The following is a 22,760-nucleotide window of genomic DNA, read 5'->3' as shown; positions in this document are numbered from 1 at the left end:
AGAGAAAACGATTTTGATTCGTTGCGAGCAAAACTAAAGGACAATTTTTAATTATTGCAAAATTTTCGAGTTTATTTAACGAAAATTAGGATTTTTTCTGATTGATCTTTCTTAGATTAATACAAAATATTGCCAAAGTGCAAAATTGAACAAAATAATATTTACATTTCATGTTAATTCACCTAACTATGCGCTATTTATTTTTTTTATTTTACTGCTTACCTTTCGCCTTAACTGCTCAATATCAACAAGATAGCCTTATTATCAAGAAAATGGCAGATGAAATCATGCGAAATGGCAAGGCCTATGATTTATTAAGGGAATTGACCAAGGGAATCGGTGGTCGTTTGGCGGGTTCACCCCAACAACAGCAGGCTGCCCTTTGGGCTAAAAGAAATTTAGAAGCATTAGGCGCAGATAAAGTGTATTTTCAGGCAGTTAAGACACCCAATTGGAAAAGAGGAGGACAAGATTATGCAGCTATTGTTTCCATCGATGGCAAAGCGGTTATTCGTCCTTTGAAAGCTTTGGCCTTAGGTAATTCTTTAGGATCCAATGGCCTTAAAGAAGCGGAATTAATCGCATTTAGCAGTTTTGAGGAGATGGAAAAGCGACAAGAGGAAATTAAAGGGAAAGTCGTGTATTTTCATAGCGTTTTTGACCCTACCAAATTTCAAACGTTTAAGGCTTATGCCGAATCTGGAGTTTTTAGGCGTGTTGGGGCTAGTAAGGCTGCAAAATATGGAGCCGTGGCTATCATGATACATTCTTTAAGCTCTGCCACAGACAATGAACCCCATACAGGAAGCATGACTTATGATGAAGCCTATCCTAAAATTCCAGCTTTGGCCTTAGGTCCTGTGGATGCCCAGGAGCTGTTTAAATTAAGCAAAAGCTCAAAAATCAGGGTACAACTCCAAACTTATGGATATTTTTTAGCCGATGCGGACGAAAATAATGTGGTGGCTGAAATCAAAGGATCTGAATTTTCCAGTGAAATAATTACAGTTGGAGGACATTTGGATAGTTGGGATGTGAATGAAGGAGCACATGATGATGGTGCTGGAATAGTACAAACCATGGAGATTCTTCGTGCTATGAAAGCAGTAAAATATCAACCCAAACGCACGATTCGATTTGTTCTATTTGCCAATGAAGAAAATGGCATGCGTGGTGGCAATGAATATGCTAATCAGGCTATTTTGAACAAAGAAAAACATGTATATGCTTTAGAAAGTGATGAAGGTGGATTTACCCCAAGATCCATTGGTATAAGTTGCTCTCCAGAACAATGGAAAAAATTTGAGCTTTGGTCTCCCCTTTTCAAACCTTATGGGGGTGAATTAACCTTGGGTGGCACTGGGGCGGATATTGCCCCACTGGTCAAGGTCAATCCTGGCATGGTTTTGTCGGGATTAATTCCAGATAGTCAGCGTTATTTTGATTTGCATCATGCCAAAACCGATGTTTTTGAAAATGTCAACAAAAGGGAATTATTGTGGGGTGCAGTCAACATGGCCGGTATTATCTATTTAATGGATCACCATGGTGCGAATCCTTAATGGAATGGCCAAATGAGTATAAATTTGTGTCTATCGGGTTTTAATAACAATGATAGAAATATTGCAGAATCTTTACTATGAAATATTCACTTTTAAAGGCATTTTTAGTGCTAATTCTTGGCTTGGGTACCTTATTATCACCTGCTTGGGCGCAAAAGAATAAATTAAAAAACAGTCAAATCTTGGTTTACACCAAAAATGGAGTGGGTTATGTTCATGATAACATTCCCTCTGCTGTTCAATGTATTCGAGACTTGGGTAAGCAGCATAAGTTTTCAGTAGATGTTTCGGATGACCCAAACGTATTTACCGAAAACAATTTGAAAAAGTATACCCTGATTATCTTTACCAGTACCAATAATGATGTCTTTGCGAACGATGAGCAACGGTTGGCATTTAGGAGGTACATCGAGGCAGGTGGTGGATTTGTGGGGGTGCATTCCGTCACTGGGACAGAGAGAAAATGGGTTTGGTTTAAAATGATGGTGGGTGAAACCTTTACTTGGCATGCTAATTTTCAATCATTCTCTGTCATTAATATAGATCCTAAGCATCCATCCATGGAGGGTATTCCAAGTGTTTGGACTAAAGAAGATGAGTGTTATTTTGGTAGAGAAATGTACCCAGGCATCAAAGTTCTCATGATGCACGATGTTTCTACTTTGGATAAAAAGCAATCTGATTTAATCCTTAAAAATGCAGGAACCTTTGGGGATTATTTTCCTGCTGTTTGGTACCAGGATTTCCAAGGAGGGCATGTTTGGGTAACTACCCTTGGGCATTCCAAAGTGGATTATCAAAATCCACTATATAGTAATCACCTTTTACAAGGAATTAAATATGTGGCTAATCAATCTAAAGGAATCGATTTTAATCGAGCCTTTTCATCGAATAGGGATGATAAATTACATTTCAACGATTAATTTTTGATCCTTGGAGGGATAAATTAGTTTGATTTGCTGGGTATTCGTATTATCAATATAAAAGCTAGATGAACCCACCGGGAACACCAGCTTGATACGAATGACACATATGGCTTATTTCCTGGATATCTGTGGTATATCGATTAATTCTAAATTTTTAAACAAGAAATAGATAATACAATGGCACTTTGGCCGAAGGAAATACAGATGTTAATAAATGAGTTTGGTATATTATAACTTTTTAAACATCAAGGAATATATTAGGGCCGAAATGCTTTAAAATTATACATTAAACGAAGGTATTATTTTGATTTTTAAAATTAAATATGGATAAGCTTAATTATCATTCCATAGACCATTATATAGCCTGTCAAGATTCCTCTCAACAAAGTCGTTTGCAGGAGATACGTTCTTGTATTCATGAAATAATTCCTGAGGCTGTAGAACTCATTTCTTATCAAATGCCAGCTTTTAAGTGGAAGGGTAAAATTGTTGCATATTTTGGTGCATTTAAGGAGCATATTAGTTTATTTCCACATGCTTCTTGTTTGCTCGCCTTTCAGTCCTACTCTAAGGAATTCAAAATGTCCAAAGGAACCATTCAATTTCCCATGAATAAAGAATTACCCCTATCTCTTATTCAAGAAATGATTCGTTTTAGAATGCAAGAAATGAGTATTTTTAAAAACAAGAAATAACAATCAAATTCTAAACCTATACTTTATGAAAATTAATAGACGTCATTTTTTGCAATCAAGTAGCCTAGCTTTGAGTGCTTTGGGTTTACCTGATCCAACGGCGTGGCTTGCTGGAGATGAGCCTGAGCTATGTAGAGGAGGCTATTTTACAGAGGAACAAGGGAGGGCTTTTTTGGAACAACATCGACCTAGTTCGCTTAAAGCATGGAAAAAACGTTCAGAACAAATTATCAAGCAATTAAAAACGGGGATGGAATTGACTAAAATGCCTAATGCCCCCAAAAGCAGTCCCATTATACATAGCCGCAAGGAGTATAATGGTTATACCATAGAAAATGTGGCGTTTGAAAGTATTCCTGGATTTTATGTGACTGGGAATTTATATAGACCTGCAATTTTGGAATCTAATAAGTCTTACCCTGGTATTTTATGTACCCATGGACATGATGGCGCATCTGAGGGTAGGTTTAGAGAACAAACACAGCGTCGATGTGCCACTCTTGCACGAATGGGTGCCATTGTTTTTACGTATGATATGATAGGTTATGGCGATTCGCATCAGTGTACTCATAACCTCAAAAAATCCTTGAAACTTCAAACCATCAACAGTACGCGTGCTTTAGATTTTCTTATGAGCTTACCGCAGGTAGATTCCCAACGGATAGCCATGACAGGTGAATCGGGTGGCGGAACGCAGACATTTCTGCTGGCAGCTCTGGATAACCGCATCAAAGTAGCTGTACCATGTGTGATGGTTTCTGCTCATTTTTTTGGAGGATGTAATTGCGAAAGTGGCATGCCCATTCACAAGAAAGGAGATTATCAAACAAATAACGTAGAAATAGCTGCTTTGACGGCACCGAGACCTATGCTGTTGATTTCAGATGGAGCTGATTGGACTAAGAATACTCCCCAAGTGGAATACCCCTTCATTAAGCAGATTTATAGCCTATTTAATCAGGAAAATTTGGTTGAAAATGTACACCTAGCCAAAGATGTTCATGATTATGGGGTAAATAAGCGAATGGCGCTCTATCCTTTCTTGGCTAAGCATTTGAGTATGGATATGAATTTAGTGCTAAATAAACGGGGTGAAGTGGATGAAAGTAAATCTGTCATTCTTACTAACCAAGAATTATGCGTCTTCAATGAGCAACATCCTATTCCACAAAATGCACTTCAAGGTGATGAAGCCGTGATGGCTATGTTGTAGTTAATGTAGAATGGAAAATGAAGAATTGAGCTAAACCATATACTATTGGGTTTAAGGAATATCATGAAAAGATATTTCATCAACCAAATTTGTAATTCTCCATTCTACATTAAAAGTACTTTCCCATTTCTACCGGGAGAATTATAAGCTTTTATGGCCGCTTGAAACTCCTCTAAGGGAAAGGTTCCTGCTATATCAACTTGAAGACTGGAGTTGCTTAAATGTTGAAAAACAGTATGAATAGCTTGTTTTCTTTTTTCCGGACTACTTTTTTCCATCCAACTAGTTAACCAAAATCCTTTTACATTTAGATTCTTGAAAATTAATAATCCTGAATTCAGGGGAATATTTTCTAAGCTCAATAAGCCAAAGACATGCATGGTTCCGCCATATGCCAAAGATGGTAATATTTGTGCCGCTAATTTTCCACCCACGGCATCAAAAATACACGGAACTCCTTGCGGTGCTGATTCCTTCATTCTGGCGCTTATCTTTTCCTCTTCGGTATTAATGACTAGATCTGCACCTAATTGATACAGCAGTTGTTTTTGAGCCTCTTGTCGGACAGTAGCCGCCACCCAGATGCCTTTTTGTTTGGCCATTTGTATGACCAATTTACCCCAGGCAGAGGCTCCTGCCGTGATGAGTAGCTTATCTCCTGCCTGCAAACCACTTTCCTCCAACATGGCATAGGCTGTTAAAGGATTTATAAAGGCTTGACAAGCCACTTCATTGCTCATATTTTCAGGCACAGGTATAAGTGAATGAACTGGTACGCATACGTATTCTTTCCAAGTACCTATGGCCGTAAATATTACTCGTGTGCCCAAGGGATATAAACTTGAACTATCGCAAGCATCTATAATTCCTACCGCTTCAAATCCTGCGCTACAAGGGAGTTTGGGCTGAATACCATACATACCTTGGATAAACATGATATCGGAAGGGTTAATATTTCTAGCTAAAACCTTGATTCTTACCTCCTGCTCCTTAGGTTCAGGCATGGCAGCATCGACATATTGCAGGACCTCTTCAGGCAATCCAGTTTGTTCAAAAATGACTTGTTTCATGCTATTAAGTTATTGGCTTTGAAATAATAAGGAATATATAAAAAAAATATGGATGGCTGACTCAATTAATGCTTAGAATGCTTAAATTGTTTCTTAAGAAAACAATATTTTATGTATCCATTTTCATTATTTTCCCTAGACGGCAAGGTGGCTTTGATCACCGGAGCCAGTAAAGGTATTGGACTAAGTATCGCGGAGGCTTTTGGCCAAGCTGGTGCGAAAGTTGTCATTAGTAGTAGGAAGCAAGAAGCCTTGGATGAGATGGCTCAGGAATTGAGGGAAAAAGGTTTGGAGGTTGAAGCCATCGCCTGTCATGTGGGTCACATGGATGATTTACAATCATTGGTAGATCAAACGATTGAATTATTTGGTCAATTGGATATTGTGGTGAATAATGCGGCCACTAATCCAGTGTTTGGACCTGTGGAAGATACTAGCTTGGAGGCATTTGACAAGATTATTGAAGTCAATCTGAAAGCACCATTTCAATTGATGAAGCTATGTTTTCCTTACTTGAAAAAATCCGAGGTAGCCTCCGTCATTAACATTTCTTCCATCGGTGGTTTATCTCCTGAACCAGGATTAGGGATATACAGTGTCAGCAAGGCTGCATTGATTTCTTTGACGGAGGTTTTTGCCAAAGAATGGGGGGAGCATGGTATCCGCGTGAATGCGATATGTCCAGGGCTAATTAAAACTAAGTTTTCGGAAGCCTTATGGGATAATGAGCATATTTTAAAACAAATGATGAAAGGATTGGCTATTAAACGGGTGGGAAAACCCGACGAAATAGCTGCAGCAGCCTTGTACTTCGCTTCAGAGGCATCAGCCTATACTACGGGAACTGTATTAACTGTTGACGGAGGTTTTACTATTTAGAACTTATGGAAGCTATACCCGCTTTATTTATTTCAGATCGAGTAAAAGAACTAATACCTCGTTACCAACAATTTGTTCGAGAGGAACTGATTCCCTTAGAGCAAGGTGCTATATATGGTTCCTTTAAGGCTCATTTACCTTCCCTGAATGCATTAAGAAAAAAAGCCAAGTCAGAAGGCCTATTTGCCCCACACTTATCCGAGCAAGAGGGTGGCTTGGGACTAAGTTTATTGGAATTTGCTTCTATATCCGAAATTCTTGGACAAAGCCCCTTAGGACATTATGTATTTAATTGCCAAGCGCCTGATATAGGAAACATGGAATTGATGCATCGCTTTGCATCAGAGGAATTAAAATCGACCTATCTGATTCCTTTACAAAAAGGAGAGATTCGTTCCTGCTTTGCCATGACTGAACCAGAGCACGCAGGAAGTAACCCCATTCACCTTTCTACTCAAGCTAGGTTAGATGGAGATGAATTTGTGATCAATGGTCACAAATGGTTTACCTCTTCTGCTGATGGGGCTCATTTTACCATAGTCATGGCTATAACTGACCCGGAAAATCTAAATCCATATCAAAGGGCCAGCATGATTTTAGTTCCATTGGATAATCCTGGATACCGACTTATCCGTAACATTTCCATTATGGGTGATGAAGGTGAAGATTACTTATCTCATGGTGAAGTGGCATTTAAGGATTGTAGAGTACCTGCTTCTAACTTGATAGGTGAAGCAGGTGCAGGATTTGCATTAGCTCAAGAGCGACTAGGCCCAGGTAGGATACATCATTGCATGCGTTGGATAGGAATTTGTGAAAGAGTATTGGAATTGACCTGCAAAAGAGCTTCTAGTAGAGAATTAAACCCGAATCACTTCTTGGCCGACCAACAAAGCATTCAGCATGGAATAGCGGAAAGTGCAGCTGAAATAAAAGCATCTCGATTGATGGTTTTACAAACTGCCTATTTGATTGAAAAATATGGTGCAAAAGCGGCAAAAGAAGATATTTCAACGATTAAATTCTACGTGTCTAATGTGCTGATGCGGGTGATAGACAAAGCCATTCAAGTACATGGAGCTTTAGGCATCACGGATGATACTCTTTTGTCATTCTGGTATAGACATGAGCGAGGTGCGAAAATTTATGATGGACCAGATGAAGTGCACAAGACCGTATTAGCCAAACGAATCATCAAAAATTATTCAGCCAAATGAAGGATGTAGAGCAAAACGCCTCACTTTGGAAATATTTGTCCGAAAATTTGGGCATTCCTGAATCGGAATGGCAAATCAGTCCATTTCGAGGAGGCTTTTCTAATTTGACTTTTGGAATAGAGGCGCATGGAAAAAAATGGGTCTTGCGGAGGCCGCCCCTAGGGAAAAAGATTTCTAAGGCACATGATATGGTCCGAGAGTTCCGAATTTTACAGGCTTTGGAAAAGGCGGGCTATCATAAAATCCCTAAGCCCATACTTTGTTGCGAAGATGAGTCTATTTGGGAAGCACCCTTTTTTGTTATGGAACATGTAGAAGGCCCGATACTGAGAAATAAAATGCCTGAAGCACAGCATTTGCCTAGTTCATTTTTTCGCCATCTTTCAGCTCATTCCCTAGATGTATTGTTGGAATTACATCAATTGGATCTAGACCAGTCAGGTTTGGGTAAATTAGGCAAGTCTGAAGGTTACATGGTGCGTCAGGTCACTGGATGGGCTGATCGTTATGATAATGCTCAAACGGAGGAAATTCTAGATATGTCGAATTTAGCTTCTTGGTTAAAAGAGCATATTCCGACCGATGAAATGGTAGGCTTTATTCACAATGATTTTAAATATGACAATCTCGTTCTTTCCTCTTGGGAGAAGCCTGAGGTAATAGCAGTCTTGGATTGGGAAATGGCCACTGTTGGTGATCCTCGCATGGACTTAGGAACACTACTAGCCTATTGGGCGGAGGCTAAAGATCCAGAAATATTGAAGATGTTTAATTTATCCTATGCAGAGGGCAATTTTACCCGTGAGGAGGTTATTGAATATTATGCCAAACACAGTTCGATATCCTTGGATAATGTTTCGTTTTACTACGCTTTTGGACTTTTTAAGGTTGGAGTAATAGCCCAGCAAATCTACCAGCGTCACTTGCAAGGTTTTGCTCCTGATTCCCGGTTTGCGGAATTGATACATGTGGTAAAAGCTTGTGCCAAACTAGCCATTCAAAGTATATTAACAAATCGAATTTAATATGGATATTCAACATGTTTGCATCTTAGGTGCTGGCACTTTAGGGACTAGAATAGCTTTTCAATCTGCCTTATCTGGTTTCCAGGTAAAGGTGTATGACATTCATGAAAAGTCGTTTGAACTATCTAAAAAGATGATTGAAAAAATCGCTAAAAGTTTGGTATCCAGCCAAATTTATACTGCAGAAGATATTCAATTAGCATTAAATCGGTTAAGCTATACTTTGAATGATCAAGAGGCTGTGAACCAGGCTGATATCATTTCTGAATCGGTGACTGAGGACATCGAAATCAAAAGGAAAGTGTGGACGAGGATGGGTGAAATTGCCCCAGAAAAAACAATTTTTACCACCAATACCTCTTATTTACTTCCCTCCTCTTTGGCTTCCTTTACGGGTCGACCAGAGAAATTTTGTGCTTTTCATTTTCATGATGTTTTTTATTCTCGGGTGGTGGATATCATGCCACATCCAGGAACCAACATGGAATTGATTCCTATTCTGCAGGATTTTGGACGCAGACTGAATCAAGTGCCCGTCTACGTTCGAAAAGAGAATCATGGCTATATTTTTAATGCCATGCTTTTGTCTTTTTTAGGTGCAGCAGGAAAACTTTTAGTCAATCAGGTAGCTACTATTGAAGACATTGACCTATCCTGGAAAGTGAATTTTCATGTACCTATGGGTCCATTTGCTATTTTGGATCAAATTGGTCTAGATACCGCTTGGCACGTCACCCACCAATTACCCGATGCGAATTCTCAGGCCTTTGCTGCCTTATTGAAAACCTACATCGATACTGGGAAATTAGGTGAAAAAACCGGAGAAGGCTTTTATAAATACACAAGTAAATAAATGTAGATTTATTCATAGCTAAAAATTCTACATTCTTTATTCCGGATTATAAATCCTCTTTGCCTGCTCCAATACTGTCTTTTTATCCAAGGTCATAGGCTTAAGTGTTTGAGCTTGATACAATGGGCGCTGGTCGGCGAAATGAGGGCTATTGGGTTGAGAACTAGCACCGAAAGTATTCACGGATTCAATCAAGGGCAAGCCACCATTTTTGGGAAAGCGAACAAACTGTATGTAAGCATCACCACTGTTCATTCTTCTTTTACCTCCTTCCATCTCCACGGACATTACAGCTGCCAACACATCAGGCATTCCTCCTTGCGGCCAATCTTCCTTTCCTCTGACCAATCGCTGTACATCTCCTAAACTCAAATCAGTTCTTTTAAAATTTTTGATTAAGGTTTCTTGAATATGTTCATAAACTTTTACGGCTTCTGCCAAACTCAGTTTTTGATCAGATCTTCCTTCCATGATTTTGGGAATATAGTAATATGCCATGAGGTAAATGAGTGCACCTTGACTTTCTGGTGCTGCCACATGATCCCAAGATTGCAGTTTTTCCACTAAAGTTTTTATATGAGGGTATTGATTAGCGTCTACTTGAAAGAGTGATTCAGCATGGTAACCATAGGGATATAAAATCTTTTTGGGTAGTTGACGGTCAAACTTGATTTTTTTTAATTCCTCATAACTAATCTTATCTTCCGCATCCAATAATTCCTTGGCTCTTGCACTTCGATTATTGTGATACAATTCATAGCCATCATTTAGATCAAAATCAGCAGGATTTAAGTTTTCACTGTCTGCGGTTGCCAAAAAGGGAGAATGATTGGTATTGAATAAATAACCACTTTTAGGGTTAAGGTATTGTGGTAAAGCAGCAAATGGTTTGAAAGAATTCCATAAGCTAGCACGAGTATCTCCAGGTAATGTAGATGACCAATTGAATTTTTTGTCTGGATTTCTAAAGGGCATTTTACCGTTGGAGACATAAAATATGTGGTTATCCTTATCAGCATAAAGTATGTTGAACATGGCTAAATGATTCTCCTCCAATGCTTTTTTAAATTCACCAAAATTGTTTGCTCGATTCATATGGTACCATTGTTCAAGCGCCTTGGCATCCATCAAGGAAGGTAATCGCATAGAAAAATAGGCTCCTATAGGCCCTTTTACGGTAGGGCCATAAATGGATTTATAAGCCCATTTGGATATACTGAAAGGTAATCCCTTGATTTTCAATTTGATTTTTCTTTTTTGTAAGGGAAGCCAGTCGCCATCTACCCAATACATTCCCGGATGTTTAGCATCTGTTCTGAGCTGATATACATCTATTTTATCCTGAAAATTAACCGTATGTGCCCAGGCTAAATTTGTGCTTGTTCCATGAAAAATGAGTGGCGCACCTGGAAATAATCCTCCCAACATATTCCAACCCTCCTCACTTTGAAGATGAGCCTCGTAAAAAGCAGTTGCTCCTTCGATGGGTTGGTGCGCATTGATGACCAGCATATTTTCTCCACTTTCCGACTTGGACGAATGTATCGCAAAGGAGTTACTACCTTCTCCTGTAAATCCAGGTAAAGTGGCTATACTGCCATTTAATAGTTTTGGAAGAGTTCTTTCCACGCCACAAAAAACTGCCACAGAAAAAACGGTGGTGGATAAATATTCTTCCACCGTGATAGGAAAGACATGTTTATTTAAGACCTCTTTAGGATGGGCATTAGCATAGGCATGTAATCCCAACAAATAGCCTTTGATTAGCATGATGAACTTTGGGTCCATAGAACTAATTTGTTCCTCGACTAATTTTTTAGTCTGCAAAAGACCAAAAACATAATCTACAGGAGCACCTTTCTTGCCTAAATAGGTGCCTAATTTGCCCTTTCCTGTAAGAATGAGCGTTTGAATGGTTTTAAAATCATCCTCGGCATGCGCCCAAGCTAAGCCATATGCAACTTCAGGGTCTGTAGGTGCAAAAATATGTGGGACTCCGTAGGAGTCCCTTGCAATTTGTATTTTTTCTTTTCTAATGAGTGGAAATGAATAGGATTGTGCGGAAAGTTCCCAATTTCCCAATAACAGAATAAGCGTTAAGCAAAAAATGCCTCGATATTTTAATTTCATTTACTATTTGGATTACTGATTAAGTTGGCAAATAATCGGTAGGCACCGGGAACTGCTGCAGGTAGTTGACGGAAGAACACCAAGCCCGTGTAAATAAATCGGCCTTTTCCATATTTGGCTATGGCAATATTGCCTTTTTCCGACTTTTCCCCTGGATCTGTAAATGCCAATGGAAATTCAATATGAGAATCATTTGATTCACCTAAATAAATACTTCGTTCTTGTACCCAGTCTTGAAAATCTTCGGCCGTGATTTTATTGGGTTGGGTAAATACCGAGTGATTGGACATTAAAAATTCGGGTTGTGCATTTTCCCGTGTGATTCGTGAACGGCCTACTTGGAATGGATATGGGGCCATTTGCGACTTCATGGGTCCTAAAAAACTAGCGGTATTATATTGTACGACATAATTACCACCATTTTCAATGTATTTCATCAATTCAGGATAAGCATTTCCTAGGTAATCTTCTGTATTATAGGCTCTTACACCCGTAACAATAGCATCATATTTTTTCAAAGATTCAGACTTCAAATCACTTTCTAACAAGAAATCAACCTGATAACCCATTTGAATCAAGGCCTCAGGAACTTTATCTCCAGCCCCACGGATATAACCAATACGTTTACCTTTGGTAACAATAGGGCTATGGATAATATCTAAACCTACGGAGGTGAAATAGCGCTGCGTAGGAATATGGGTATATTCTATAGTATGCAATTCCAGAGAATCTGTCCAATTTCCTTGATTGGTCGAATAAGCCAAGGATAATTGGTGGTGAATCTTGCCATTCGCTCGTAAGGAAGCCTCATTGAAAGAAATGGTGAATGATCTTTTTTCACCCTTTTTTAGTCCTTTCTCTAAATTAAATGTGCCAATCACCTCTCCTAGCTCATTTTTCACCTCTACTTTTCCTGGGGCAATATGGGTCATAGCAGTAATGTTGACCGATGTATTTTTGCTTGCTTTAGAACCACTTGGCAATAAAAGTACGTTGGAGCTTAAAGAAAAAATACTCTTAGGTGTAATAGCAATCGGTTGATAAATTTCCCCTTTTACTGGATCCACGTACATCTGTTGAACTGCTCGCTCCAACGTGAAAGTTTCACCTTCTAGTTGAAAACTTACCTGAAGGGTGACCGCAGGATCCACGTCGGCTTGACCAATTTTATTGGGATTTTCTACCACAAAATGTCCTGCATTTCTTGGTTTTTGTAACCAATAAGGTTGAGTGTAGGATTGATTAATGGCCACTTTGGCATTCCAAATGAGCTTTCTAGAAGGATTGATTTTTCCAGAAAAAGTAGTGTCTTTGCCCAATACCCTAACTTTTACATTTTCTAGGGCCAAAGGACTTCTCAAAATCATTTCTGTTTTAAACTGAAGCGTATCTCCAGTGGCTATAGTGCTTTGTTGGGTAGTCCCTGATACATAAAGCGCGGCTGCTTTCAATATCCATTGATTCACTTGAGCTAGTTTTTTTTGCTGATAGGTGGATGGAGCCAAAGCCTCTATAGTCTTTTTTAAAGCAATCATTGCCTTAACGCTGGCATAGGGTTTTTCCCATTGATATTGCCTAATAATTTCTTTCAACTGCGCCTCAACTGATTCTGACCCCGGAACTCTTGACCAGCTTGTATTTATTCCATCCCACAAAAATTGTTTTGGAGCATCACCTGCTAAGGTTTCGAAATATTCAGTACTCAATCCTCGGTCTGCCGCAAAGCCAAAACCCTGGCATTTGTGTTGACTTCTACTCAATGCTGCCAATTCCCCAGTACTTACACCTAATGCGGGAAGGAAATTGCCAATTTGAATTTTGAATTGGTTTTCATTGATGGTACTGTTAGCAGAACCCGGAAAACGAAAAGTATTCCACAATAAGCGTTTAGCCTGCCAAGGCTTCACTCCTCTTTGTAATTGCTCTGGAAAACGATTTGGATCAGCCGCTGCTGAATAAGCTTCAATAGCCAATGCGGCCGAGGCCGAGTGATGACCATGACCTGCACGGGAATCTGGAGGAAAACGTGTGAAAATTATATCAGGCTGTAGTTTTCTGATGACCCATACTAAATTGGATAAGATTAATTCATGATTCCAGGTACTTAAAGCTTCATCAGTTGATTTAGAAAAACCAAAATCTAATGCCTGAGAAAAATACTGGTGAGCCCCATCAATTTTTCTGGCAGCTAATAATTCCTGAGTTCTTAAAAGACCTAATGGCACCCCTTGCTCATCTCCTATCAAATTTTGACCCCCATCACCGCGCGTACAAGAGAAATAATTCGCTTCCCAATGTTGTTCCTGAGCAAACCATGTCAACATGTGTGTACTTTCATCATCTGGGTGTGCAGCTACGTGCAAGACCGTTCCCAAAACTTGAATAGATTGTAAATCCTCGAATAACTGAGCATTGCTTTGTTGGGCAAAACTGTAAAAACTACAGAGGGAGAATATGTACGTTAAAATTTTTTTCATGAAGAATATAATCCTGGCTTTTTAAAAGGTTTAGTTATCCCAATTGTCGGTACGAAATAAATTCACGGGTAATCCCTCTCTACTGAATAGATTTGGGATGGCATCATTACTAAAGGCATAGCGTACGGCTACTGGATTAGGGACGTCTGGAGAAGATACTACTAGGGTATTACCATCAATTTTCCCTTGGGCAGGGTAAAATTTCTGATCTTCTCCGGCAATAGTCAAATGAGATGGATCTCCATCCTTGGCCATTAATTTGCCATTAAGTTCCTTGAAGTAGATACGGATTTTACCCTTTTCCACCCGATGTCTATCGTATTTAGGATAAAATATGGGGCCTGCATCTTGTCCATAATGTCTTACTAATGCCAAATTGGCAAAACGATGAGCCACTTCAACCTTCTTGGTAGGATGTATATTGGTCACATCTGGTACTAAATCCGTTAAAACCACCATTGCCGTCTTTTCAATGGCTAAATTTTTGGTTTGAGCCTCTCTCAATTTTGCCCCAAAGTTATTATCCCCATACTTGCTGTAAGGAGCAATTTGCGCGAAATAGAAGGGGAAATTGTTTTTAAAGGCAGTTCTCCAAGAAGTGATCATGCTCTCCATCAGCTCCGCATAAGTAGCATATTGGCCCACATTACTTTCACCTTGATACCATAATGCACCTGCGATGGTATATGATGAAATAGGTGCAATCATGGCATTATAATTTAATCCAGGATAGACCGACCAAAACGAATTGGGACGTAGCTTTTTGGCAGCTTCCCATAAGTGAGGCTTTTTGTTTAATACATCCTCAGGGGTCCAAACTTCCGCTGGCGTACCTCCCCAATTGGAATTGATTAAACCCATGGGAACGCCCAATTTTTGATTCAACTCTTTACCAAAGAAATAGCCAATCGCAGAAAAGGACTTCATAGCCTCAGGATTGCAGACAACCCACTTTGCTCTTACATCCTCTTGAGGAAACGAAGAAGTAGCTTTAGGTATGTAGAAAAATCGAATTTGCTTGTTGGTGGCATTCGGCATCTCATCCAAAGTTTCTTGTAGGTTTTGGTCGCCACTCCATTCCATATTACTTTGACCAGAGAATAACCACACCTCTCCCATGACGACGTCTTTTACAACCAAGGTGTTTTTATTTCCTTGAAATTCTATTTGGTGACTTTCTCCGGCCGCTGGAGTAGATATTTGAATACTCCATTTACCTAAAACCGCTTTGGTTTGGTATCGGGTTGTATCCCAATCCACTTTAATCTTTACAGTTTCCGTGGGATTGGTTGTCCAGCCCCACAAAGTTACTTTGGCTTTTTGCTGTAAAACCATGTGATCACCTATGATAGCAGGTAATTGAACTTCAGCTTGGGAAAAAAAGCTTATTCCCAAGCAAACGAGTAGATAAAAGTATTTTTTCATTGTTCGAGCTTATGATTTTAACATATTTCTGTTCCATGGGCCGCGGTATGGCCTGGCCAATAAGGCCGTAGCTTGAGGATCATTGACGATTATTCTGGCACTAGGATCATATATGACTGGTCGTCCACCCAATTCCATGGAAACGTTAGCTAATAAGCAACTTGCCGTAGAAATATGTCCCTCGCTGATGTCCGCAATAGGCTTTGATTTTTTATCAATGGCCGCCAAGAAATCTAACATGTGTAAACGAGTAGCTGGAGCTGCATTAAGCTCAATTCTCTCTTCAGTTAAATCTTCTGGATATTTTTCTTTTTCATATACTACATCCATGTGAAGACTCTTTTGTTTGGAATCTGTAGGTGTAAAGTCATACTTCATGGTACTAGCTCTTAAAGTGCCCTTTTCTCCATAAATAGTTAATCCCCATGGATATTCGGGGTCATTAGGAGTTCCCCAGGTTCTATGCTGCCATACACAGTTCAGGCCATCGTATTCAAAAACGGCTGATTGGGTGTCTGCAATGTTTGATTTACCTTCTTTTTGTACATAAATACCTCCTTGAGAGCTGATTCTCTTTGGCCAACCAAGTCCCAGCATCCAACGAGCTGTGTCAAACATGTGAATACACATATCTCCCATGATTCCATTGCCATATTCTTTGAAAGTTCTCCACCAGCGGATGTGCGGAATGCCATCATAAGGTCTCATAGGTGCTGGCCCAGTCCACATTTCATAATCAAAATAATCTGGGACTGCTTGTACCGGTGGATTGCCATTATTTCTCATGTGGTAATAACAATACATCTCTACATGAGCTACTTTTCCTAATAGGCCTTTATCTATGATTTCATTTTTGGCATGAATCAAGTGAGGCGTACTTTTTCTTTGAGTACCTACTTGTACCACCTTACCATATTTTCTTGCGGCAGCTACCATGGCCTCCCCCTCTAAAACGTCCACTGAAATAGGTTTTTGAACATACACGTGTGCGCCAGCCTTCACTGCATCTATCATTTGCAATGGATGCCAATGGTCAGGACTACCTACTAGCACAATATCTAGTTCATTTTCTTTTAAAAGCTTGCGATAGTCTCCGTACAATCTAGGCACCTTTCCAGATTTTTGACGCTCACTGACTAATTTCCCTGCCTGATTTAACTGATTTTTATCTACATCACAAAGGGCGATTACTTCTACAGGAGCCACTTGGATTAATCGGAATAAATCACTCTTTCCATACCAGCCTGTTCCAATAAGGGCTACACGCAAGGGTTTGTCTGGATGAATTAAATCCAGTCCATAGGCACCAAAATGCGAAAGAGCCAAACTGGCGGTCGCTCCTTTTAAAAAATGTCTTCGATTAATGTTGAATGTTTTCATAGCTTAAAGATAAAAGTTGAAACGGATGAGGCAGGAAGGTCTAGCTTCACGGCCTTATGTAAGTATTTGATTGATAGTTGTTTGCTTTCTTTGTTTTCATTTTGAACTAACAAACTGATTTTGTTATCAGGTCGTTTAACCGCTACATAAGCTAATCCCGGTACTTGCTTAAGCTTTATCCTTTGGGAATTAGCCGGAATAAAACGCGAGGCTTGGGCAAGGATGTAATAGGCTACATTTCTTTCAATCTGATCACTAATAGTTAAGGCTCCCAAGCATTCCGTACAGCCTCCTGGTGTATGTGGGCCCAATTGTCGGTTATTAGCCAAATTCCATTCCAAAGCAGTCTTTGAACCTTGATTCATTGCACCTATGACCACATTTTTTATGTGCCACATAAAGTCACCTGCAAACTCACCTTTAGCACCAGTCCACTGCTCTGTGAAATAGAGATTTTTATTTGGATGTTTTGTCCTTACCTGTGCTAATGCACTGATATCCCCATTGTATAAATGAAAGGCTGAGCCGTCGATGTATTGACTTGCTTTCGGATCATTTAAAATATGTATGGGATAATCTGGATGGTCGCAGTTATGATCAAAGCAAATGATTTTAGTTTTAATACCCTTATTTTTGAATGTTGGCCCCAAATGATCCCGAATGAAAATCAATTGTTCCTCTGCAGGCATGTACAAGCTTGGATTATTTCCTGGATGCAATGGCTCATTTTGGGGAGTTACAGCATATATTGTAATTCCTTGCTTTTTCATTTCTTGGATATATTTCAAGAAATATCGAGCGTAGACCCTGTAATATTTTGGTAAAAGTTGTCCCCCTTGGCTTGAATGGTTGTCTTTCATCCAGACCGGAGGACTCCAAGGTGTGGCCAATATTTTTATCTCGGGATTAATCTTTAAAATCTCTTTTAACAAAGGAATTAGTGCTTTTTTGTCCTCCTCTAAACTAAATCGACTGAGTGTTAGGTCTGTTTCACCAGGTCCCAGGTCATTGTAGGAAAAAACTTTTTCATCTAAGTCGGAGGCTCCAATACTTATTCTGATGATGGATAGGCCTAATCGATTATTGGACTTGCCAAATAATTCCAGCAATAATTCTTTTTTGATTGGAGTAGCTAGTGATTGGATTAAGTGGGCACTACCTCCTGTTAAAGTGTAGCCAAAACCATCAATTGTTTGATCTAGGTCCTTAGGATTTATCTCAATGTCTTCTGAATTAGATGAGGATAAAGCTTCCCAAGATAAAGCGGGCATAGCCTGAAACATTTGTTTTTTCAGGGGAATACTAAGCCATCTTTCAATGGACTGAGCGTATGTCCTTATAGAAACAAACAGAACTAAAAGCATCCAAATGATCCATGGATTAGCTTTCATTACCCTCATACATATGATATTAATTTGCAAACTTAAAGATATTCATATTTTGAAATTGTTCAATTCTATCTTGCAATTTTTCAATAAAAAAAGCGAGCCCTGTGAAGGTCTCGCTTCAATTCAAACGTACTTTAAGGTAGATTAAAAATATCGATTTGAAAATTCCGTATGCGTTTTAGAATTAGGGCCCATAAAAATTCGGGCATATATGCGCATAATGGATAAACCATCTAAAATAAAGCTCAATGAAACGATTCCAGCCAATGCAAATTGCTCTTCATGAATATGGGAAAAAATAACATCCTCCCCGATGAATGTAGGAGTAATGGGAAATCCAGTTAATCCTAAACATGCCATTAAAAAGACAAAGGCAATTTTAGGATGCTCTAGTGAAAGACCATGAAAGCGATTCAACAAAATTTTGCCTTCCAATTTGAATAAGCGCATGATGCAGGCATAACCAATAATCCCTGCTATTAAAATTCCGCTCAAATATATCCAGGTTTCACGGTTATCATAGCTTTCATTAAATGAAATAGCTACCGCGATGGTAATGTGATTGATGATGACCAAAATCCAACTTAATCGTAGGCTTCTTCTTTGGGTGAAGGATTTTAATACTAAAATTAAACCGACTAAGCTCAATGCAACTGGCATATATTTAGTCCATTGTTCATTGAAATAATTTCCATTTTTAAATACTAAAATGGCGATTAAGATTGGGATAAAAACTCCAATTAATCGCTTGACTGTCAGGAAATTAAGTTTATTTCCTGCCAACTTCATTGGATTCCACAAGTATTGGTACATCATAGAATCTAAATTCCATTCTCGTAAACATAATAGGTATAAGGAATTCCGAAGTTTCTTTGGAAATGAATCTTCTACGGTACTGCTTTTAGGTTCAAAATGATAGAATTGTTCTCGAATCAAATAACTTACCACCGAAGGGGAAACAAGCAATTGATAGGTTCTTAAAAAGGCATTTCCTGCAAAATGAAACAAGGCCAATTTTTCGAAGCCAAGAGCCATTTCAATGAAAATTAATCCAATCTGAGCAATGGACGAATAGGCGATCTGACTTTTTACCGATGATTGTACCCGAGCAATCCCCGTAGTAATAAGTGCAGTAGTGAGTCCCATGGCTGATATTAGAATACGAATAGAGATTTGGTGCTCCCAGAAAGGAAAGGTTCTGAGCATTAGAAATACCCCGATGTGTACGGACAAAGAACCATAAAAGATAGCACTTGAAGGTGTTGGGCCTTCCATAGCTCTCGGTAGCCAGGATGAAAAAGGTAACTGTGCGGATTTGGCACTAGCAGAAACCAAGAGCATCAATGAAATAAATACCCCAATTAAACTATGTGTTTGTAAATGCTCATGTACAATTTCAGCATTATTTAATTGCGAAAAAGTAATGTTTTGGTGCCATAAATGATGGCTGGCCCACATCGCCAAAATGATTCCCACATCTCCGATTCGATAAATAGAAAATACTTTCACCGCATTTTTGACAGGCAAATAACGCTCCCGATAAAAGGAAATTAACAGAAAGGAAGATATTCCCAGCATTTCCCAACCCACGAATAAGGTTTCCATATTGCCCGATAAGGTAGTTATGCAATATCCTAAGTAAAAGAATAGCGTCGTATTAAAAAAACGTTTATAACCAGGTTCACGATGTAAATAATAGCGAGAATATAAGGTGACTAGAAAGGTTAAAATAGCACCTACAAGTAAATAAACACTGGTGATGTAATCAAACAGAAAATCTAACTGAAAGGTATAATCACTATTTTGAAATAAGATCCAGCTGTTTATTTGCCATTCTGGTGCCCCTTGACTTACCCAACTGGTAATAAACACCATGGCAACAGTTAATTGAACTCCCAAAGTGCCAAAGGCCGTGATGGAGATTTTTTTTTCATCCTTTTGAGGTAAAATCAAGCTGATTAAAAAGCCTGTCAGAGGAATTAATATAAATATAGGAAGGAAATTAGGCATGATATTAATCTTGTTGAATTAGATACACGGGAAAATTTTCTTGATTGCTCTCCAATAATTCTTCAATATCTTGGATATGTTCCAAATGACGGTTTATCGGTGTGTATGGGTAAAATTGACCATTTTTGAATACCTGAATTTCTTTGGTTTCAGGGTTAATAGAAGCTAAAATAACCCAATCATTGATGAACCATTCATAGGTTTCCGGCGACTTCTGAATGGTCTGTAAAATAACATCTGGAAAATGCTCCACGATCATTAATAATCGTATGGGATCATGAACTTCTGTCATTTGTGATGGAAGTCCAGGTCTCAAGTCACCATCGATACCATTAGCCACCCCAAAGAGCCCCATGACATTATGAGGTAATTTGGTCCCTGCACCCAATTTTTCACCATCTACCCGAGAAAAGTAATATTCTAAATTGATACCTCCACAAACGGGTGCAGCAGCTTTTAAAATATTCAAAAGGAAATTTCCTTCAGGGTCAACTCGGTAATCAAAAGAGTTTAAAAACGACCGCCGGTCTAAGAATACTCCTTTGGAAAGTTCCCTCCTGCCCACTAAACACAAGGCATTGGTGGCATGATTTAATTCAGGTCTCGGCTCAAATAAGGATACCGAACGAAGTCTGATTTTCTCATGAATTTCACGAGGACTTAATTCGGTGTTAATGGATTCAAATCGTCTGGAACGCTCTTTCGCATTGAGGTCAAGTGCCTTTTCAAATACTTGTACATGTTGAGCATGCAGGTTTTTGTAATTTTCATCTTTGAGCTCATCGTCATAAAAGACAATTTCATCTCGGGTCGTGTCATGCAAAGCTCCCACAAAAATGGTTTCCTTAGGAATATCTATGCCTCTTTCTCGTAAAATAGCGCGTACCTCAGGTTTATTTGCCATTTGAGAGACTACTCGTGCATTTACTGAACCCGCTCTACCTGAGCAAGCACCGCAATCGTAGGCAGCATAATGTGGATTATTCACTGAGCTAGCACCATGACCTACTGCATATACTATGGGTGCAAAATCCTTGACTAAACCTATACTCTTTAACATAGCCTCTACCCGATTGGCCATTTCATCTTCTTTAAAACCAATCTGTAAGCCATTTTCTTGTTGGAACAGGGCATCATAATCCACCTGTAGTTTAGAGAATTTATCCATGTGCCTTAATGACGAGGCCGTAGCAGGACTCATCCTAGGTTTAAAAATATTTCCAAATAATTTGAGAGCAGACCAAAATCCTAAGGTCTGTGAAATGATCCAACCGGTATAAAAATTGTGGCTATGCTTAGAAAAATGAGGATCGGTTTCTCGTTTTTTTTCATCACCTATTTCTTTAATGAGGTATTTGGGTGTTACAGGTGCTGGACATAGCTTTGAATAAAATTTACCACCAATGGGTTGATAAAAGAATTCCACGCTAAAGAAACCAGGGGTTCCATAGGTATCACATTTAGGATCAATAGCCTCTAAATAGCGTCTGAATGAACATTCCCTATCGTCTATGCAAAAAAGTCCTTGAAAACTTTTTACCGCATTGTTTTTCGATTTATTTGACTCCTGTTGTAATCCCGCTAGGACCTGATCATAATAGGTCCATTCAAAAGCCTCTTGAAAAATGGATAAAATCTCCATGATTTCAGAATCTTCCACTGGATCATGTAAGGAGGGTAATGTGTCGTCTAAAGTATTTCCTATTCCAATCCATTCCTTTGACAACAGATAATCAATGGCATCTATTTCCAATAAACATTCTAGTTTAATCAGATCTAGAAGACTTATTTCTCTCCGGTCTAACAAGGTTTGAGGTAAATCTTCAACGGTAGAAACCATTCCTGACCAGCCCTGATGAGCAAATTGTTGATCAAATAGATATTGCTCAAATAAATGGGGGTGAGAACCCACTAAAATAGTTAATAAATCCTCTAAAGTTGTGTTTTCGTTCTGTAATAAGCTTTTGGCTCTTTTACCTTTGAATAAGCTAACCCAACTATTTCTTTCCAATTCTTTTACAGCTTCCCAAAAACCATGTTTTTCGATTGGGAAACGCCAAATTGAAATTCCTTGATCCAAATAACTGGATATCAATCGGAATAGATGGGGATGAACCATGGAGTCTAGGTCGATGTTATGGACTTGCTTCCATTGACCTCTTAAAGCACCAATTCGTGGTTTTGGTAGCTCCGAGACTTTCTGCTGCAAAAGTTTATATTTCCAATCAGATAATTTTTTTACACCTTTTCTTTTCTCGATGACATTATTTAAAATATCATCATTAATTCGTTTGGTATCGTACAGGTCTCTAAACTGCTCCAGACTCAAGTAAACCTGATATCCCAAGGTAGTTTGAGCTGTTTTTAGCGCCTCATGAAAAGGCAAATGTTGAAATGCGTGCAGTGTATTATGGTGCACGAAATCCATTAAGGGAGCCTGTGCTGGTAAATAATGTTTTAATTCATGTAGCACATGCTCCACATGAAACCCCTGATGTGTCATGTTCATT

16 protein-coding genes are annotated in these 22,760 nt (G+C 39.0%); 8 read left to right on the top strand and 8 right to left on the bottom strand.

The window, feature by feature from the left end; all coding sequences use genetic code 11:
• The first annotated feature begins 188 nt into the window (after nt 1-188).
• From ESB04_RS01745 to ESB04_RS01730, 4 genes are all read left to right on the top strand, one after another.
• Nucleotides 189-1,562: a M20/M25/M40 family metallo-hydrolase gene (locus ESB04_RS01745; protein WP_129025625.1), complete on the top strand. Its 1,374-nt coding sequence runs from the start codon at nt 189-191 to the stop codon at nt 1,560-1,562.
• Between the two features lie 77 nt (nt 1,563-1,639).
• The gene (locus ESB04_RS01740) at nt 1,640-2,485 is read left to right on the top strand and encodes a ThuA domain-containing protein (RefSeq protein WP_129025623.1); all 846 of its coding nucleotides are present in this window, start codon (nt 1,640-1,642) and stop codon (nt 2,483-2,485) included.
• A gap of 326 nt (nt 2,486-2,811) precedes the next feature.
• Nucleotides 2,812-3,183, top strand: a complete 372-nt coding sequence (locus ESB04_RS01735; protein ID WP_129025620.1) for an iron chaperone — start codon at nt 2,812-2,814, stop codon at nt 3,181-3,183.
• Between the two features lie 25 nt (nt 3,184-3,208).
• Nucleotides 3,209-4,396 carry an alpha/beta hydrolase family protein gene (locus tag ESB04_RS01730; RefSeq protein WP_129025617.1) on the top strand — a complete coding sequence of 396 codons (1,188 nt, stop codon included), beginning with the start codon at nt 3,209-3,211 and terminating at the stop codon, nt 4,394-4,396.
• Nucleotides 4,397-4,500: 104 nt separating this feature from the next.
• Here the strand turns inward: ESB04_RS01730 and ESB04_RS01725 are convergent, their stop codons facing one another.
• Nucleotides 4,501-5,466, bottom strand: a complete 966-nt coding sequence (locus tag ESB04_RS01725; protein ID WP_129025614.1) for a zinc-dependent alcohol dehydrogenase family protein — start codon at nt 5,464-5,466, stop codon at nt 4,501-4,503.
• Between the two features lie 111 nt (nt 5,467-5,577).
• Between ESB04_RS01725 and ESB04_RS01720 the strand changes: the two genes are divergently transcribed.
• Genes ESB04_RS01720 through ESB04_RS01705 form a run of 4 tightly spaced genes read left to right on the top strand, consistent with a single transcriptional unit; the run spans nt 5,578 to nt 9,440 of the window.
• Nucleotides 5,578-6,345, top strand: coding sequence for a glucose 1-dehydrogenase (locus tag ESB04_RS01720; protein WP_129025610.1), 768 nt, complete (start codon nt 5,578-5,580; stop codon nt 6,343-6,345).
• Nucleotides 6,346-6,350: 5 nt separating this feature from the next.
• Nucleotides 6,351-7,562 carry an acyl-CoA dehydrogenase family protein gene (locus tag ESB04_RS01715; RefSeq protein WP_129025607.1) on the top strand — a complete coding sequence of 404 codons (1,212 nt, stop codon included), beginning with the start codon at nt 6,351-6,353 and terminating at the stop codon, nt 7,560-7,562.
• Complete coding sequence (locus ESB04_RS01710; protein ID WP_129025605.1) at nt 7,559-8,587, top strand: phosphotransferase family protein; 1,029 nt, start codon at nt 7,559-7,561, stop codon at nt 8,585-8,587. The genes ESB04_RS01715 and ESB04_RS01710 overlap by 4 nt, the downstream gene beginning before the upstream one ends.
• Before the next feature lies 1 nt (nt 8,588).
• Nucleotides 8,589-9,440, top strand: a complete 852-nt coding sequence (locus ESB04_RS01705) for a 3-hydroxyacyl-CoA dehydrogenase (RefSeq protein ID WP_129025603.1) — start codon at nt 8,589-8,591, stop codon at nt 9,438-9,440.
• A gap of 36 nt (nt 9,441-9,476) precedes the next feature.
• Here the strand turns inward: ESB04_RS01705 and ESB04_RS01700 are convergent, their stop codons facing one another.
• The 7 genes from ESB04_RS01700 to ESB04_RS01670 all read right to left on the bottom strand — a co-directional run bounded on the left by ESB04_RS01700 (nt 9,477) and on the right by ESB04_RS01670 (nt 22,759).
• Nucleotides 9,477-11,570 (bottom strand): penicillin acylase family protein, encoded by a 2,094-nt coding sequence (locus tag ESB04_RS01700; protein ID WP_129025601.1) that lies wholly within the window; start codon nt 11,568-11,570, stop codon nt 9,477-9,479.
• Entirely contained in the window at nt 11,567-14,047 is a 2,481-nt protein-coding gene (locus tag ESB04_RS01695; protein ID WP_129025599.1) for a PIG-L family deacetylase, read from the bottom strand. Before ESB04_RS01695 ends, ESB04_RS01700 begins: the two co-directional genes overlap by 4 nt.
• 30 nt (nt 14,048-14,077) lie before the next feature.
• Entirely contained in the window at nt 14,078-15,472 is a 1,395-nt protein-coding gene (locus ESB04_RS01690; RefSeq protein ID WP_129025598.1) for a sialate O-acetylesterase, read from the bottom strand.
• A gap of 9 nt (nt 15,473-15,481) precedes the next feature.
• Entirely contained in the window at nt 15,482-16,852 is a 1,371-nt protein-coding gene (locus ESB04_RS01685; protein WP_129025596.1) for a Gfo/Idh/MocA family protein, read from the bottom strand.
• Nucleotides 16,849-18,252, bottom strand: coding sequence for a glycoside hydrolase family 30 protein (locus ESB04_RS01680; RefSeq protein ID WP_235832157.1), 1,404 nt, complete (start codon nt 18,250-18,252; stop codon nt 16,849-16,851). The genes ESB04_RS01685 and ESB04_RS01680 overlap by 4 nt, the downstream gene beginning before the upstream one ends.
• A 132-nt stretch (nt 18,253-18,384) precedes the next feature.
• Nucleotides 18,385-20,250 carry a proton-conducting transporter transmembrane domain-containing protein gene (locus tag ESB04_RS01675; RefSeq protein ID WP_129025594.1) on the bottom strand — a complete coding sequence of 622 codons (1,866 nt, stop codon included), beginning with the start codon at nt 20,248-20,250 and terminating at the stop codon, nt 18,385-18,387.
• Nucleotides 20,251-20,254: 4 nt separating this feature from the next.
• A complete protein-coding gene (locus ESB04_RS01670) occupies nt 20,255-22,759 on the bottom strand; it encodes a YbcC family protein (RefSeq protein WP_129025592.1) in 2,505 nt (834 codons plus the stop codon).
• Nucleotide 22,760 lies beyond the last annotated feature (1 nt).

The sequence above is a fragment of the Aquirufa rosea genome, from assembly GCF_004118285.1.
GTDB classification, from domain to species: domain Bacteria; phylum Bacteroidota; class Bacteroidia; order Cytophagales; family Spirosomataceae; genus Aquirufa; species Aquirufa rosea.
Note: the sequence above shows the minus strand (reverse complement) of the source record. Positions and strands in the feature narration are given on the sequence as shown.

Excerpts from the sequence above, each read along its gene's own strand:
- ESB04_RS01745 (WP_129025625.1), top strand. The coding sequence starts at position 189 with ATGCGCTATTTATTTTTTTTATTTTACTGCTTACCTTTCGCCTTAACT.
- ESB04_RS01740 (WP_129025623.1), top strand. The coding sequence starts at position 1,640 with ATGAAATATTCACTTTTAAAGGCATTTTTAGTGCTAATTCTTGGCTTG.
- ESB04_RS01735 (WP_129025620.1), top strand. The coding sequence starts at position 2,812 with ATGGATAAGCTTAATTATCATTCCATAGACCATTATATAGCCTGTCAA.
- ESB04_RS01730 (WP_129025617.1), top strand. The coding sequence starts at position 3,209 with ATGAAAATTAATAGACGTCATTTTTTGCAATCAAGTAGCCTAGCTTTG.
- ESB04_RS01725 (WP_129025614.1), bottom strand. The coding sequence starts at position 5,466 with ATGAAACAAGTCATTTTTGAACAAACTGGATTGCCTGAAGAGGTCCTG.
- ESB04_RS01720 (WP_129025610.1), top strand. The coding sequence starts at position 5,578 with ATGTATCCATTTTCATTATTTTCCCTAGACGGCAAGGTGGCTTTGATC.
- ESB04_RS01715 (WP_129025607.1), top strand. The coding sequence starts at position 6,351 with ATGGAAGCTATACCCGCTTTATTTATTTCAGATCGAGTAAAAGAACTA.
- ESB04_RS01710 (WP_129025605.1), top strand. The coding sequence starts at position 7,559 with ATGAAGGATGTAGAGCAAAACGCCTCACTTTGGAAATATTTGTCCGAA.
- ESB04_RS01705 (WP_129025603.1), top strand. The coding sequence starts at position 8,589 with ATGGATATTCAACATGTTTGCATCTTAGGTGCTGGCACTTTAGGGACT.
- ESB04_RS01700 (WP_129025601.1), bottom strand. The coding sequence starts at position 11,570 with ATGAAATTAAAATATCGAGGCATTTTTTGCTTAACGCTTATTCTGTTA.
- ESB04_RS01695 (WP_129025599.1), bottom strand. The coding sequence starts at position 14,047 with ATGAAAAAAATTTTAACGTACATATTCTCCCTCTGTAGTTTTTACAGT.
- ESB04_RS01690 (WP_129025598.1), bottom strand. The coding sequence starts at position 15,472 with ATGAAAAAATACTTTTATCTACTCGTTTGCTTGGGAATAAGCTTTTTT.
- ESB04_RS01685 (WP_129025596.1), bottom strand. The coding sequence starts at position 16,852 with ATGAAAACATTCAACATTAATCGAAGACATTTTTTAAAAGGAGCGACC.
- ESB04_RS01680 (WP_235832157.1), bottom strand. The coding sequence starts at position 18,252 with ATGAGGGTAATGAAAGCTAATCCATGGATCATTTGGATGCTTTTAGTT.
- ESB04_RS01675 (WP_129025594.1), bottom strand. The coding sequence starts at position 20,250 with ATGCCTAATTTCCTTCCTATATTTATATTAATTCCTCTGACAGGCTTT.
- ESB04_RS01670 (WP_129025592.1), bottom strand. The coding sequence starts at position 22,759 with ATGAACATGACACATCAGGGGTTTCATGTGGAGCATGTGCTACATGAA.